Origin of the sequence: Microbacterium esteraromaticum (genome assembly GCF_016907315.1) — a bacterium.
GTDB lineage: Bacteria > Actinomycetota > Actinomycetes > Actinomycetales > Microbacteriaceae > Microbacterium > Microbacterium esteraromaticum.
In genome coordinates, this window is sequence record NZ_JAFBBS010000001.1 from 2,149,000 (window position 1) to 2,163,255 (window position 14,256).

12 protein-coding genes are annotated in these 14,256 nt (G+C 69.8%); 8 read left to right on the forward strand and 4 right to left on the reverse strand.

Annotated features, from left to right (window positions below):
* The first annotated feature begins 36 nt into the window (after positions 1-36).
* Positions 37-966: a M15 family metallopeptidase gene (locus JOE67_RS15685; RefSeq protein WP_338041575.1), complete on the forward strand. Its 930-nt coding sequence runs from the start codon at positions 37-39 to the stop codon at positions 964-966.
* A 139-nt stretch (positions 967-1,105) separates the two neighbouring features.
* Positions 1,106-2,269 (forward strand): acyl-CoA dehydrogenase family protein, encoded by a 1,164-nt coding sequence (locus JOE67_RS10320; protein ID WP_204975491.1) that lies wholly within the window; start codon positions 1,106-1,108, stop codon positions 2,267-2,269.
* A gap of 69 nt (positions 2,270-2,338) precedes the next feature.
* On the opposite strand, the gene JOE67_RS10325 is transcribed toward JOE67_RS10320, so the two are convergent.
* The 3 genes from JOE67_RS10325 to JOE67_RS10340 form a co-directional block, all read right to left on the reverse strand.
* Positions 2,339-3,214, reverse strand: a complete 876-nt coding sequence (locus JOE67_RS10325; protein WP_204975492.1) for a siderophore-interacting protein — start codon at positions 3,212-3,214, stop codon at positions 2,339-2,341.
* A gap of 10 nt (positions 3,215-3,224) precedes the next feature.
* On the reverse strand, positions 3,225-5,579 hold the full coding sequence (locus JOE67_RS15775) for an energy-coupling factor transporter ATPase (RefSeq protein ID WP_338041576.1): 2,355 nt from the start codon (positions 5,577-5,579) through the stop codon (positions 3,225-3,227).
* A gap of 100 nt (positions 5,580-5,679) precedes the next feature.
* Positions 5,680-6,222 carry an ECF transporter S component gene (locus tag JOE67_RS10340; RefSeq protein ID WP_204975493.1) on the reverse strand — a complete coding sequence of 181 codons (543 nt, stop codon included), beginning with the start codon at positions 6,220-6,222 and terminating at the stop codon, positions 5,680-5,682.
* 80 nt (positions 6,223-6,302) lie between these two features.
* Here JOE67_RS10340 and recQ point away from each other — a divergent pair, with 80 nt between their 5' ends.
* Entirely contained in the window at positions 6,303-8,306 is a 2,004-nt protein-coding gene (gene recQ, locus JOE67_RS10345) for a DNA helicase RecQ (protein ID WP_204975494.1), read from the forward strand.
* A 40-nt stretch (positions 8,307-8,346) separates the two neighbouring features.
* Here the strand turns inward: recQ and JOE67_RS10350 are convergent, their stop codons facing one another.
* Positions 8,347-8,760: an OsmC family protein gene (locus tag JOE67_RS10350; protein WP_204975495.1), complete on the reverse strand. Its 414-nt coding sequence runs from the start codon at positions 8,758-8,760 to the stop codon at positions 8,347-8,349.
* A 91-nt stretch (positions 8,761-8,851) separates the two neighbouring features.
* On the opposite strand from JOE67_RS10350, the gene JOE67_RS10355 reads away from it, so the two are divergent.
* The 5 genes from JOE67_RS10355 to JOE67_RS10375 all read left to right on the forward strand — a co-directional run bounded on the left by JOE67_RS10355 (position 8,852) and on the right by JOE67_RS10375 (position 14,067).
* On the forward strand, positions 8,852-9,625 hold the full coding sequence (locus JOE67_RS10355; RefSeq protein WP_204975496.1) for a methionine ABC transporter ATP-binding protein: 774 nt from the start codon (positions 8,852-8,854) through the stop codon (positions 9,623-9,625).
* Positions 9,622-10,293 (forward strand): methionine ABC transporter permease, encoded by a 672-nt coding sequence (locus tag JOE67_RS10360; RefSeq protein WP_204975497.1) that lies wholly within the window; start codon positions 9,622-9,624, stop codon positions 10,291-10,293. Before JOE67_RS10355 ends, JOE67_RS10360 begins: the two co-directional genes overlap by 4 nt.
* A 47-nt stretch (positions 10,294-10,340) precedes the next feature.
* On the forward strand, positions 10,341-11,162 hold the full coding sequence (locus JOE67_RS10365; RefSeq protein ID WP_204975498.1) for a MetQ/NlpA family ABC transporter substrate-binding protein: 822 nt from the start codon (positions 10,341-10,343) through the stop codon (positions 11,160-11,162).
* A 152-nt stretch (positions 11,163-11,314) separates the two neighbouring features.
* A complete protein-coding gene (locus JOE67_RS10370) occupies positions 11,315-13,381 on the forward strand; it encodes an acyl-CoA dehydrogenase family protein (protein ID WP_204975499.1) in 2,067 nt (688 codons plus the stop codon).
* 116 nt (positions 13,382-13,497) lie between these two features.
* Positions 13,498-14,067 (forward strand): DNA-3-methyladenine glycosylase I, encoded by a 570-nt coding sequence (locus JOE67_RS10375; protein WP_204975500.1) that lies wholly within the window; start codon positions 13,498-13,500, stop codon positions 14,065-14,067.
* Positions 14,068-14,256 lie beyond the last annotated feature (189 nt).

Consider the following 14,256-nt stretch of genomic DNA (forward strand, 5'->3'; position numbering starts at 1 on the left):
GCGGTGTGATCCGCCCGTTTGGGGGACAATGGATCGGTGAGCGCAGCGCAGACCCGGCACGCCGCGCGTGAATCGCTCGCCGTGCGGGTGGCCACACCCCTCGGCGTGATGTTCACGGCGATGGCTGCGCTGTCGACCCTGTGCGGCGTGCTCGCCGCCGAGCCGCCTGCGCTTCCGCATCTGCCTGAACCGGCCGCGGCGATGGCGCTGCCGGATGTCGAGGTCGACTCGCGGGTCGCTGCGAACCCCTGCGCCGACGGCGAGGTCCGCGCGCATCTCGCGGCGGGCGACGACGATGCCGCCGTGGCGTCGTTCGGTGGAGGGGCCGAGTTCCGCGAGGCCGTGATCAGCGGAAACGCGCCGTGCGTCTCGCTCTCCGATCCCGCTCGCTCGTGGGTCGTGGTCAACAAGCAGCGTCCGCTGCAGCCGGAGAGCTTCGCCCCGGCATCCCTCTCGGGGATCGGCCTGCGCACGACCACCCTCTCGAACGAGCTGCGCCCCGAACCCAATCGCGCTCTCGAGAAGATGGCAGCCGACGCCCGTGCCGCGGGTGCCGGTGTCATCGGGGTCAACAACGGCTATCGATCGTACGGCCTGCAGCAGCGCACCTATGGTGAGCACGTCCGCGACCGCGGGCAGAGCGGAGCGGATGCCGTATCGGCCCGGCCAGGCTTCAGCGAGCACCAGAGCGGGCTGGCCTTCGACCTGGTCGCGTGCAGCCCCGGCTGTGGCAGCATCGAGGCGTTCGGCCCCACGCGGCAGGGCCGCTGGGTGGCCGAGAACGGCTGGCGCTACGGGTTCATCGTGCGCTACGAGCACGGCCACACGGGCACCACGGGCTATGCGCCCGAGCCGTGGCACATCCGGTACATCGGACCCCAGCTCGCGAAGGCGTATCACGAGGGCGGCTTCCACACCCTCGAGGAGTTCTTCGGTCTTCCTGCGGCACCCGACTATCACCACTGAACGCGCGATGGGCGTATCCCACAAACGCGGAACGCAGTGTCATCGTGTGTGAGACTTGTTCCCACAAATCACTGTTCGGCGCGGTCTCACCGACCTAGACTCGCCGTGCGAGGGCGCACACGACTTTCAGGAGGACGCCATGGAACGCGACATCTACGAAGAAGACCACGAGGCCTTCCGCGACCTGGTCAAGGACTTCGTCAAGCGGCACGTCTCGAACGAGTCGATCGAGCGGTGGGATGCCGCGGGCGAGATCGACCGCGAGACCATGCGCGCTGCGGGTGAGGCCGGCATCATCGGACTCTCGGTGCCCGAGGAGTTCGGCGGCGCGGGCATGCTGCAGGACTACCGCTTCCGCGCGATCGTGAACGAAGAGGTCATCGGCGCCGGCGCCGGCTCTCTGGCAGGCGCCCTCGGCATCCAGGACGACCTGGCCGTGCCGTACCTCGTGCACATGGGCACTCAGGAGCAGAAGGAGAAGTGGCTGCCGCGCATGGCCACCGGCGAGATCCTCGGTGCTCTCGCGATGACCGACCCCGGCGCGGGCAGCGACCTGCGCGGCATCAAGACCAACGCGAAGAAGGTCGACGGCGGCTACATCCTCAACGGCGCCAAGACGTTCATCTCGTCCGGCACCACCGCCGACATCGTCGTCACCTTCGTCAAGACCGGCGAGGGCAACCGCCCCGACGCATTCAGCCTGCTGATCGTCGAGAAGGGCATGGAGGGCTTCGACCAGGGCAAGAAGCTCAGCAAGATGGGCTTCCACGGGTGGGACACCGCCGAGCTCAGCTTCACCGACGTCTTCGTGCCAGACGAGAACCTCATCAGCGGCAAGGAGGGGCAGGGGTTCATCCAGCTGATGATGAACCTGCCGCTCGAGCGCCTGTCGATCGCCGTGTCCGCCGCGGCCGTTATCCAGGCTGCGGTGAAGTGGACCGTCGACTACACGAAGGACCGCGATGCGTTCGGCGAGCGGGTCATCGACTTCCAGAACACCCGGTTCCGCGTCGCCGACATGGCCACCACGGCCGACGCCGTGTGGGCGTACGTCGACCGCGGGCTCAAGGCCTACGCCGCATCGAAGCTCACCGCAGAAGAGGCCGCCCAGCTGAAGTTCTGGGTGACCGAGCGCGAGTGGGAGGTGCTCGACACCGGTGTGCAGCTGCACGGCGGCTACGGCTACATCATGGAGTACCCCATCGCCCGCGCCTTCACCGACGCCCGCGTGCACCGCATCTACGGCGGAACCAACGAGATCATGCGCGAGATCGTCGGACGTCAGATCGCCGGCAAGCGCTGACCGCCGTCGAGAGCACCACATGCCGACGCCGGCAGACGCCGTGCTCGACGGCACGTGGTGCTCTCGGCGTCAGCCGGCAGGACGCGCCGCCGCCTCGCGGGCGGCGTTCGACGCCGGCGAGGCCGCACCGATCTTCCAGTAGCCGGTGAAGCTGACGCGGTGCTTGTCGACTCCGCGCTCGCCGACGAGCAGCTTCCGGCCTCCTGAGGCCAGCGACTGCTCGCCGGCGATGTACGCGTGCAGCCCGGCGTCCGGCATCCGCTCGCCGCGCAGCATCTCCAGCGCGCCGGTACCGGGAGCGGCGTCGGCCGAACGCACCACCCAGTGCACCGACACGCCCTCCGGGTGAGGGGACGCCAGGGCATCCGCCTCGGACGCGACCTCGATGATCGCGCTCCCGGATGCCGTCGCCGGAAGCGACGCGCAGATGCCTGCGATCGCAGGCAGGGCCGTCTCGTCGCCGACGAGCACGACGCGCTCCTCGCCGCGCGCCGGATTGAACGCGAGGCCCTCGTCGATGATCAGCACGTGCTCGCCTGGAGTGCAGGTCTCGGCCCACCGCGACGCGGGACCCGCCGTGCCGTCGGCGGCCGAGCCGTGCAGCACGAAGTCGATGTCGATCTCGGCACCGTGGCCGTCGGCGGCCGGGCGGTGCGCACGGATCGTGTAGTTGCGCATCACGGGGCGCTCGCCGTCGGGGATGCGCAGGAACCTCAGGTATCCGAACATCCTGTTCGCCTTCGCGGGCACGCGCTCGAGGCCGGACTCGCCGCTGATCGGCAGGAACAGCCGTACCCACTGGTCGTAGCCCATCGGCCGGAAGCGGTCGATCTCGCCTCCGCCCAACGTGACGCGCATCCATCCAGGAGAGAGCTGCTCGGTGCGCAGCACGGTCAGCTGCAGAAGCTCCGCCGAGGCCGGCTTGACGATCTTGCTGATGGACATGGGGTGCCTCTCAGGACGGCTGCCAGGGGAAGGTGAGGAAGAAGATGAGAGCGGATGCCAGCAGCACCGCCGCCGTGAAGACCGTGTCGCGTGCGCGCCACGGCACGAGGTGCCGTTCGGTGCGGGTGGGGTGGGCGCCGAAGGCGCGGGCATCCATCGACAGGGCGACCCGCTCGGCGTGCCGGATACCAGACGCGAGCAGCGGCACGATGTATCCCCAGCCGCGCACGAGACGAGCGACCGGTCCGCGGCCCGAGCCGTGCCCGCGCACGCGGTGCGCGGCGCGGATGACCGACAGCTCGTAGCCGAACCGCGGCACGAAGCGGTATGCGGCGAGGGCCGTGTATCCGATGCGGTACGGCACGTGCAGCTGCTGCACGGTCGCCCGCACGAGGTCGGGGCCGCGGGTCGTGAGCCCGCCGACGAGAGCGAGCGCGAGGATCGCGCCGAGGCGCAGAGCAGTCGCGAGTCCGATGAGCAGGGCGCCCGAGCGCAGCGTCCAGCCGCCGATCGTGAGCACTCCGGCGCTGCCGGAGACCTGGCCGGGGTCGACCCACACGCCGAACCCGACCGTCAGCACGGCCATGCCGACCGGCACGCCGAGCAGCATCACCGCGCAGGCGCGGCGGGTGAGCCGCGCACCGCTGAGCACCATCGCGTACGCGAGCGCGAGGAAGATCGCCGGGGTGACCAGGTCGCGCGTGAACGCCAGCAGCGCCATCGCGGGAACCACGGCGCCGAGCTTCGCGAGCGGGTTGATCCCGTGCAGCCAGTACCGCGGAGGCGCCGGCGCGTCGTCGTACGGGTCGGTGGGCGTGGGCTCCGTCGCGGGTGAGGCTGCGGATGCCGTGGCGGCGGGTGCCAGGGCATCCGCGGCATCCTGGGCGAGCACCGTCTCGGCGGCACCCCACGCGACCACTTCGCCGTCGCGCAGCAGCACGACGTGACTCGCGTACTCGGCGACCAGCCGCCGGTCGTGCGTGACGATGACCACCGTGGTGCCCGTGCGCTGCAGCTCCTGGAGCAGACCGAGCAGCTCCGCGGCGCGGGCTCGGTCCTGTCCGAACGTCGGCTCGTCGAGGGCCACCACGGAGGGCCGGGAGATCAGCGCCGTGCCGACCGAGAGACGCCGCTTCTCGCCACCGGAGAGCAGGAACGGGTGCACGTCCGCCTTGGCGCCCAGGCCGAACCGGTCGAGCATCTCGTCGACCCGCGCGTCGATCTCCGCGGGGTCGATGCGCTGCAGCCGCAGGCCGTGGGCGAGTTCGTCTCGCACGGTGCCGGCGATGAACTGGTGCTCGGGGTTCTGGAAGACGAACCCGACATGGGCTGCGATCATGCGAGCAGGCGCGCGCACGGCATCCAATCCGTCGATCAGCACCGTCCCGGCGGTGGGCGGAACGACACCTCCCAGCGTCTGCAGCAGGGTCGTCTTGCCCGCGCCGTTCGGGCCGATGATCGCGGTGAACGACCCGCGGGGGATGTCGAGGCTCTCGACGTCGAGGGTGCGGGTGCCGCGCTTCTCGACGACGAGATCGCGCGCGGTGATCGCCGGGACGCTCGGGTCGGCGGCTGGCGGCCGGACCGCCGCGCTCACCCGCTCGTCGGACGACCAGACGCCCAGCTCGTGCAGGGTCGCGGCGTGGTCGCGCATCACCTGCTGCGGCAGGCCGTCGAGTGCGAGACGCCCCTCGCGGTCGAGCACGATCACGCGGGTCGCGAGATCGATCGCCGCGTCGACGTCGTGCTCGACCAGCACGATCGCCCGCTCCTCGGCGTCCTGAATCAGCTCGCCGAGGGCGGCGTACACGTCGTGCACGCCCTGCGGGTCGAGGTTGGCCGTGGGCTCGTCGAGCACGATCACTCGGGAGCGCATCGCCAGGGCGCACGCGATCGCGAGGCGCTGGCGACCGCCACCCGAGAGCAGATCGGGGTTCCAGCGGCGCCTGCTCCACAGTCCGACGCGGCGGAGTGCCTGCTCGGCGCGGGCGAGGACCTCGGAGGCGGGCAGCCCCAGGTTCTCGAGGGCGAAGGCGACCTCGTCGAGCACGGTCCCGGTCACGAGCTGGGAATCGGGATCCTGGAAGACCATCGACACCTCGGTGCTCAGCTCGGCGACGGCGGCGCTGCGTGTGTTGCGCCCCGAGACGAGCACGGTGCCGTCGAGCGCGGCCTCGACGGCCTGGGGGACCAGCCCGTTCAGCGCGAGGGTCAGAGTCGACTTGCCCGATCCACTCGGGCCGAGCAGCAGCACGACCTCGCCGGCGTGCACGTCGAACGAGATGCCGTGCGGTGAGGGGTGCGCGGCGCCCGCGTGCGTGACGCTGAGGTCGCGCACGCTGAGCAGGGGCGCGGAAGAGCGCACGGGCGGGTCCTCTGTGAGCGGTCGGTTCCCTACAAACTTAGCCTGACCTAACCTGCGGTGTCGCGAGGCCCCTGCGGTGTCGCAGGACCGTCGCGGCGGCTCAGCGCGGTGCGACGCCCGCTGTGCGCAGCGCGTTGCCGATCGCGATGCCGACGGCTGTCCACGCGACCGGCCCGAGCACCGAGATGATCAGGTAGCTCAGCTGCACCCACGGCTCGAACTGCGTCAGGTCGACGACGACACCGACCACGGCCGCCACGATCGCGCCGATGATGGCGGCCGAGACGAAGAAGCGCCAGCGGCCCCAGGCCCGATAGCGGGTCAGCGCGGCGACGCCCTCTTGGATGGCGCCGAAGAGCAGCGCGGTGCCGATGAAGCGCATCGCCCACATCGGGGTGAATGCGCTCGAGATCAGCGCGGCGATCACATGCGTGATCAGCGCGACCATCGGCTTGCGGAGCACCTCCTGCGCGATGATTCCCGGCAGCACGTGAACACCCAGCACAAGGCCGTAGAGGTAGGGCACGACGGCGATGACGCCGACGGTGGCGAGCCCGGCGATGCCGCCCAGGATGCCTGTGGCGACGCCGATCGCCGCGCAGACGAGAAGGGTGCGCGTGCTCAGCGCCGGTCGGGATGCCACTCCGCAAGGCTATCGGGCACCGCCGACCCCGGCCGCGGACGGCTGACCGCGACGTCGGCGGCGATGGCTACGCTGGAGGGATGCCGCAGCCTCCCCGTGATCCCTACGAGGATGTGCCGTACCCCGAAGACCCGTACGACGACCTCCCGCCCGAGGAGCTCGACTGGGTTCCGCCGGAGTACGGCTGGGAGCCGCCGCTCGACTGGGGGCCGGGCCCGATGACGCCCGCTCCGGATGCCGGCGGCGGGGCGGCATCCGGGATCGCGCCTGCGCGCTACCCCACGGCCATCGAGGCGCTGCGCACCGTGTTCGGGTACGACGCGTTCCGCGGCGACCAGGCCGCGATCGTCGAGCAGGTGATCGGCGGGGGAGACGCGGTCGTGCTCATGCCGACCGGCGGTGGCAAGTCGATCACGTACCAGGTGCCTGCCCTGGTGCGCGAGGGCACCGGGCTCGTGATCAGCCCGCTGATCGCCCTGATGCACGACCAGGTCGACGCTCTGCGGGCGAACGGCGTGCGAGCCGCGTACCTCAACTCCACCCAGGCGCCGGACGAGCGGCGCGAGGTCGAACGGGCATACGTCGCCGGCGAGCTCGATCTCATCTACGTCGCGCCCGAGCGGCTGTCTTCTGCGCAGACCACGCAGCTGCTGCAGCGTGGCACGCTCAGCGTGATCGCGATCGACGAGGCGCACTGCGTCTCTCAGTGGGGCCACGATTTCCGCCCCGACTACCTCGCGCTCGGCGATCTCGCGGAGCGCTTCCCCGGGGTGCCGCGCATGGCGCTCACCGCCACGGCGACCAGGGCGACGCATCAGGAACTCACCGAGCGCCTGCACCTGCCCGCCGCGAAGCACTTCGTCGCGAGCTTCGACCGGCCGAACATCCAGTACCGCATCGTGCCGAAGGTCGAGGTGCGCCGGCAGCTCGTCGAGTTCATCTCGTCTCAGCCGGCCGGTGCCGCGGGCATCGTCTACGCCCTCAGCCGCAAGTCGGTCGAGCAGACGGCCGAGTACCTGGCATCCAAGGGTTTCGACGCTCTGCCGTACCACGCGGGGCTTCCTGCCGAGGTGCGCGCGCAGAACCAGTCGCGCTTCCTGCGAGACGACGGCGTCGTCATGGTCGCGACGATCGCCTTCGGCATGGGCATCGACAAGCCCGACGTGCGCTTCGTCGCGCACATCGACCTGCCGAAGTCCGTCGAGGGGTACTACCAGGAGACCGGTCGCGCCGGTCGCGATGGCGAGCCGTCGGTCGCGTGGATGGCGTATGGGCTCGGCGACGTCGTGCAGCAGCGCCGGCTCATCGACCAGAGTCCTGGAGACCGCACCTTCAAGATGCGCATGGGGCAGCACCTCGACGCCATGCTCGCCCTGTGCGAGACGGTCGCATGTCGGCGGCAGAACCTGCTTCACTACTTCGGGCAGGACAGCGATGCGTGCGGCAACTGCGACACCTGCCTCGAGAAGCCCGACACCTTCGACGGGCTCGTTCCCGCGCAGAAGCTCCTGTCGACGATCGTGCGCCTGAAGCGCGAGCGCAACCAGGCGTTCGGCGCCGGCCACCTGATCGACATCCTGCGCGGCGCGTCGAACGACCGCATCCGGAAGATGCGCCACGAGCAGATCGCCACCTACGGCATCGGCGCCGACCTGTCGGATCAGGACTGGCGCAGCGTGGTTCGGCAGCTGCTGGCTCGCGGCATCCTGGTCGCGCAGGGCGAGTACGGCACGCTCGCCCCCGGCGACGCCGCGGCAGGGGTGCTGCGCGGCGAGACCGAGGTGCCGCTGCGCAAAGACACGATGGGGCGGTCGGGTGGCTCGTCTCGCGTCCGCAAGACGAGCGCCGCAGATGCGCTGGATGCTGCAGACCGCGACCTCTTCGAGGCGCTGCGCACGTGGCGCGCGGCGACAGCCCGTGATCAGGGCGTGCCGGCGTACATCGTGTTCGGCGATGCGACGCTGCGCGCGCTCGCCGAGCATCGGCCGACGACGGTGGCCGGCCTGGGCGGCATCAGCGGCATCGGCGAGAAGAAGCGCGATGCGTATGGCGCCGCCGTGCTCGAGGTGATCGCGGCGCACTGATCAGCAGCCCGCGAAACGCAGGATGCTCGGAAAGGGCGCGTCAGCCCGCGTACTCCTCCGCATGCACCCGCACCGTGGTCGCGCCGTGCAGCAGCTTCGACACGGGGCAGCGAGCGTGCGCGCGCTGCAGCAGATCCTCGGTCTCCTCCATCGAGAGCCCTTCAGCCGAGAGATACGTGTCGACGTGGAACTCGTACCCGGGTCCGTCCGCCGCGTCGTGCAGCTCGACCTCGATGCGCACGGCGGTGCGGCGTTCGCGCTTCACCAGGGCCTGCGCAGTCGCGTTGAGGCAGGTCGACCAGGCCAGGGCCAGCAGCTGCTCCGGGTTCGAGGCATCCGGGTCGGGATTCGGCGCCAGGGGAGAGGCGACCGGCACCTCCATCCCGCCCGTCACACGGGCCGTGCCCGTCCCGCCGTCGCCGTTGATCGCTTCCGTCCGGTACCTCAGGGTCATGACTCAACTATAATTTGGATCACGTCCAGAAAGGCGGCTCGGTCCGCCGGGGCCCGCAGTCGGCCCGCCCCCACCCCACCCGAAAGACGCGATGGCCACCGACCTGCCCGCGATCGTCGAGTTCCGCCATGTCACGAAGCGGTTCCGCCCCGATGCCGATGAGAGCCCTGCCCTCGACGACGTCACCCTCAGCATCCGCTCCGGCGAGGTCTTCGGCATCATCGGCGAGAGCGGCGCCGGCAAGTCGACCCTGCTCGAGCTGATCAACGGTCTCACACGACCGACCGAGGGCCACGTCACCGTGCGCGGTGCCGCCGTCGCCGAGCTCGATCGAGCGGGCCTGCGCGAGCTCCGTCGCGACGTCGGCGTCGTCTTCCAGGGCGTGCACCTGCTCAGCAACAGCACCGTGCGCGACAACGTGCGTCTGCCGCTGCGTCTCGCCCGCGGCGAGACGGCGAAGAAGAGCAGGCAGCAGCAGGATGCCGTCGACGAGATCCTCTCGTTCGTCGGCCTCTCGCATCGCGCCGACCACTTCCCCGCCCAGCTCTCCGGCGGCGAGCGTCAGCGCGTGGGTCTCGCCCGCGCCCTCGTGTCGCGCCCGCCGCTGCTGCTCTGCGACGAGCCGACCTCGTCGCTCGACGCGTCGACCACCGCCGACGTGCTGCGCGTGCTCGCCGACGCGCGCGCGAAGCTCGGCACGACCGTGATCGTCATCACGCACGACCTCGACGTCGTCAAGGCGATCTGCGACCGCGCCGCGCTGCTCGAGAAGGGGCGGCTGCGCGAGGTCTTCGAGATCGACGCCGCCGGCCCCCGGTCGCTGCCCAGCTACTACGAGCAGGTCAAGCGGGAGCTGAGCGCATGACCTGGCTCACCGACCTGCTCGCCGAGTACGGCGAAGACATCGCGCAGTCGATGGCAGAGACCGGGTACATGATGCTCGTGTCGCTTCTCGCCGCGGTGCTGATCGGTCTGCCGCTCGGCACCGTCGTGTACCTCACCGAGCGCGGCGGCATCGCCGAGAACCGCGCGATCAACACGGTCGCGAACCTCTACATCAATGTGGTGCGGTCGTTCCCGTTCCTGCTGCTGGTCGTGTTCCTCATCCCGTTCACGCGCGCCGTGATCGGCACGAGCTTCGGCACGCAGGCGGCGACCCTGCCGCTCTGCTTCGTCGCCGTCGCGATCTACGCCCGCCTGACCGAGCAGATCCTGCGCGAGATCCCCGCCGGCATCTCGAAGGTGGCCGTCGCGTCGGGCGCCACGGTGCCGCAGGCGGTGTTCCGGATGCTCCTTCCCGAGGCGCGCTCCGGGCTCGTCTACGCGCTGACCTCCGCTGCGATCAGCCTGCTGTCGTACTCGACCGTGCTGGGCGTGGTCGGCGGCGGAGGCCTCGGCGACTTCGCGATGCGCTACGGGTACCAGGTCTACAACGACGACCTCATGTACCTCACGATCGTGATCATCATCGTGTGCGTCCTCGCCATCCAGGCGGTCGGACACCGCACGTCCGTGCGGCTCGACCACCGCTGAGGTCGCCCCCCCGAACCACCGCACCCGCATCGAAACGGAAGAAACATATGAAGAAGACACGCGTCGCCCTCGCCGCCATCGCCCTCGGCACTGCGCTGCTCGCCACCGCCTGCGCCCCAGCCGCCGAAGAGAAGAACGCGGATGCCCAGGCCGCCGAGCCCACCGTGCTCAAGGTCGCCGCCGTGCAGGCCCCGATGACGGATGTCGTGAAGGCCGCAGGCGACGCGATCGAAGACGGCTACGAGATCCAGCTCGTCGAGGTCGCCGACTACATCACCTCGAACACGATCCTCAACAGCGGTGACGTGTACGCGAACTTCTCACAGCACGTGCCGTACATGCAGACGTTCAACGAGGGCAACGACGGCACGCTGGTGGGCGTTCAGCCGGTCTACAACTTCGTCATCGCCTTCTACTCGAAGACGCTCGACGACATCGCCGACCTGCCCGACGGCGCGAAGGTCGCCATTCCCGACGACCCGTCGAACACCGGCCGCGCGCTGAAGCTGCTCGCCGCGAACGAGATCATCGCGCTGGACCCCGACGTCGACCCGTACGAGGCGACCGTCAAGGACATCACCGGCAACCCGAAGAACCTGGAGTTCGTGCAGGTGCCGATCGCGTCGCTGAACGCGGCGTACGAAGAGGCCGACCTGGTCTTCCAGTGGCCGTCGCACATCGCGGCGCTCGGTCTCAGCCCCGAGAAGGACGGCCTCATCACCGAGCTCGACGACCGGTTCGCGCTGAACCTCGTCGTGCAGCAGAAGGATGCCGACTCCGAGGCGACCGAGGCGCTCAAGAAGGCGTTCACGAGCGACGAGGTGCGCGGGGTCATCGAGGGCAACGGCACCATCGAGACCGCCTGGTGACGACAGCCGCCACGCACTGACTGTCGCGAGGTGACAACGGGAGGCGGGGCCGACGCCGGATGCCCTTGTGCATACCGCACAGTCGGCTTCGCCTCGCGTTGTCGGACTTCTACGGTTGAGGGTATCCCTGCTCCTTTCTGAGAGGAACCGCCATGGTCGACGCAGCCATCCGCCCCACCACCGCCGACGCACCGGCCGGTGCCGAGCACGAGGCCACGTCGATCGACGTCGAGCGCGTGAACGAGCTGCTCATGGGCACCTGGGCGCAGACCCGCCGCGAGGCTCGCGAGATGATCAAGGATCCGGCGTTCTGGCGCGACGACAGCCTCGCGAAGGACGAGCACCGTGAGCGCGTGCTCTCGCAGCTGCACCTGCTGGTCGAGAACGGCGCCGTGCACCGCGCGTTCCCGAAGCGATTCGGCGGTGAGGAGAACAACGGCGCCAACATCGCCGGCTTCGAAGAGCTCGTCGCCGCAGACCCGAGCCTGCAGATCAAGTCGGGCGTGCAGTGGGGCCTGTTCGGGTCGGCGATCCTGCAGCTCGGCACCGAGCAGCACCACGAGAAGTGGCTGCCGGGGGTCATGGACCTGTCCATCCCCGGTGCGTTCGCGATGACCGAGATCGGACACGGCTCCGATGTCGCCGCCGTCGGCACGACCGCCACGTACGACCCCGCGACCGAGGAGTTCGTGATCAACACGCCGTTCCGCGCGGCGACCAAGGAGTACCTCGGCAACGCCGCCCTGCACGGCATCGCGGCAACGGTCTTCGCCCAGCTGATCACCAACGGGGTCAACCACGGCGTGCACTGCTTCTACGTACCGCTGCGCGACGAGAACGGGCAGGACCTGCCGGGAATCGGCCGTGAGGACGACGGCCTCAAGGGCGGGCTGAACGGCATCGACAACGGCCGTCTCAGCTTCGACCACGTGCGCGTCCCCCGCACCAACCTGCTCAACCGCTACGGCGACGTCGCAGCCGACGGCACGTACACGAGCGAGATCGAGAGCCCCGGCCGCCGCTTCTTCACCATGCTCGGCACGCTCGTGCAGGGGCGCGTCTCGCTCGACGGAGCGTCTTCGTGGGCATCCGCCCTCGGCCTGCACATCGCGATCACCTACGCGACGCAGCGTCGTCAGTTCGACGGCGCGAACGGCGAGGAGACCGTGCTGCTCGACTACGGCAAGCACCAGCGCCGCCTGCTGCCTCGTCTGGCGACCACCTACGCCCAGATCTTCGCGCACGACGAGTTCCTGCAGAAGTTCGACGGCGTCTTCTCGGGCCGCACCGACACCGCAGAGGATCGTGAAGACCTCGAGACCCTCGCCGCAGCGCTCAAGCCGCTGTCGACGTGGCACGCGCTCGACACCCTTCAGGAGGCGCGGGAGGCGTGCGGCGGAGCGGGCTTCATGTACGAGAACCGCCTCGTGGGCCTCCGCGCCGACCTCGACATCTACGTCACGTTCGAGGGCGACAACAACATCCTTCTGCAGCTGGTCGGCAAGCGTCTGCTCACCGACTTCGCCGGACAGTTCAAGGGTGCAGACGCCAGGACCCTCGCCAGGTACGCGGTCGGTCAGACCGCGGGCAAGGTGTTCCACGGCGCTGGGCTCCGCGCCCTCGGGCAGGCGGTCGCCGACTTCGGCTCGACTGCTCGCTCGGTCGAGCTCGGCCTGCGCGAGGAGCAGCAGCACGAGCTGCTCACCGAGCGGGTGCAGCAGATGATCGCCGACATCGCCGGACGCCTTCGCGCCGCAGGCAAGGACAAGGTGCTCGGCGAGAAGCTGTTCAACGAGAACCAGGCCGAGCTGATCGAAGCAGCCCGCGCGCACGGCGAGCTGCTGCAGTGGGAGGCGTTCACCGACGCGATCCGCCGCATCGACGATCCCGGCACGCTGCAGGTGCTGACGTGGCTGCGCGACCTGTTCGGCCTCTCGCTGATCGAGAAGCACCTCGCCTGGCACATGATCAACGGACGACTGTCGATGCAGCGCGCCGCCGCCGTGTCGAGCTACATCGACCGCCTCTGCGCTCGCCTGCGTCCGCACGCCCTCGAGCTCGTGCAGGCCTTCGGCTACGAGCCCGAGCACGTGCGCGCTCCCATCGCGAGCGGCATCGAGCAGCAGCGTCAGGATGAGGCGCGCGCGTACTACGCCGCCCTCGAAGCCTCGGGCGAGGCGCCGATCTCGGAGAAGACGCTCAAGCAGAAGAAGCGCTGAGCACGGCGCGCGGAATCGGACGCCTGCCGCGGAGGGGATCTCGCATCCCGTCAGCGGCAGGCGTCTTCCTCCGCTCGGGGCGCACGGGCGTCGGAGCCCGGCGGTAGCGTGGCGCCATGGCATCCCTGATCACCGCCTCCGACGGGCGCGCCCGCTGCGCCTGGGTCGGAGACGACGCCGAATACCGTCGCTACCACGACGAGGAGTGGGGTCACCCGCTGCACGGCGACCGCGCCCTGTTCGAGAAGATGGCGCTCGAGGGGTTCCAGGCCGGCCTGAGCTGGATCACCATCCTGCGCAAGCGCCCGCGGTTCCGCGAGGCGTTCGCCGATTTCGACCCGGCGCTGGTCGCCGCCTTCGGGTCCGACGACGTCGATCGCCTGATGGCGGATGCCGGAATCATCCGCAACCGCGCGAAGATCGCCGCCACGATCTCGAACGCCGCACTCGTGCGCGACATGGCGGAGGGAGAGCTGGATGCCCTGATGTGGTCATTCGCGCCGCAGGCATCCCGCCCCCGCCCTCGCGACTTCGGCGAGGTGCCGGCGGTGACGGCTGAGTCGACGGCTCTGAGCAAAGCGCTGCGAAAGCGCGGATTCCGGTTCGTCGGGCCGACGACCATGTACGCGCTGATGCAGTCTGCGGGCATGGTCGACGACCACGTCGAGGGGTGCTGGCGGGCCTGACCGCCGGTGCCTCCGCCGAGACGGTCGGGTCCGTGAAGCTGCACGGCGCCCGTCTCGGAGTGAGCCGCGCCGACGAGCGGACACGGCTGACGGCGCCTACCCGGGGTGCGCGAGGGTCTCTGACAGGATCGGATGAGCGGTGCGAGAACCGCCCGCAGATGACACAAAGGAGTGCATATGATCACCCGC

Excerpts from the sequence above, each read along its gene's own strand:
- JOE67_RS10320 (WP_204975491.1), top strand. The coding sequence starts at position 1,106 with ATGGAACGCGACATCTACGAAGAAGACCACGAGGCCTTCCGCGACCTG.
- JOE67_RS10325 (WP_204975492.1), bottom strand. The coding sequence starts at position 3,214 with ATGTCCATCAGCAAGATCGTCAAGCCGGCCTCGGCGGAGCTTCTGCAG.
- recQ (WP_204975494.1), top strand. The coding sequence starts at position 6,303 with ATGCCGCAGCCTCCCCGTGATCCCTACGAGGATGTGCCGTACCCCGAA.
- JOE67_RS10350 (WP_204975495.1), bottom strand. The coding sequence starts at position 8,760 with ATGACCCTGAGGTACCGGACGGAAGCGATCAACGGCGACGGCGGGACG.
- JOE67_RS10355 (WP_204975496.1), top strand. The coding sequence starts at position 8,852 with ATGGCCACCGACCTGCCCGCGATCGTCGAGTTCCGCCATGTCACGAAG.
- JOE67_RS10360 (WP_204975497.1), top strand. The coding sequence starts at position 9,622 with ATGACCTGGCTCACCGACCTGCTCGCCGAGTACGGCGAAGACATCGCG.
- JOE67_RS10365 (WP_204975498.1), top strand. The coding sequence starts at position 10,341 with ATGAAGAAGACACGCGTCGCCCTCGCCGCCATCGCCCTCGGCACTGCG.
- JOE67_RS10370 (WP_204975499.1), top strand. The coding sequence starts at position 11,315 with ATGGTCGACGCAGCCATCCGCCCCACCACCGCCGACGCACCGGCCGGT.
- JOE67_RS10375 (WP_204975500.1), top strand. The coding sequence starts at position 13,498 with ATGGCATCCCTGATCACCGCCTCCGACGGGCGCGCCCGCTGCGCCTGG.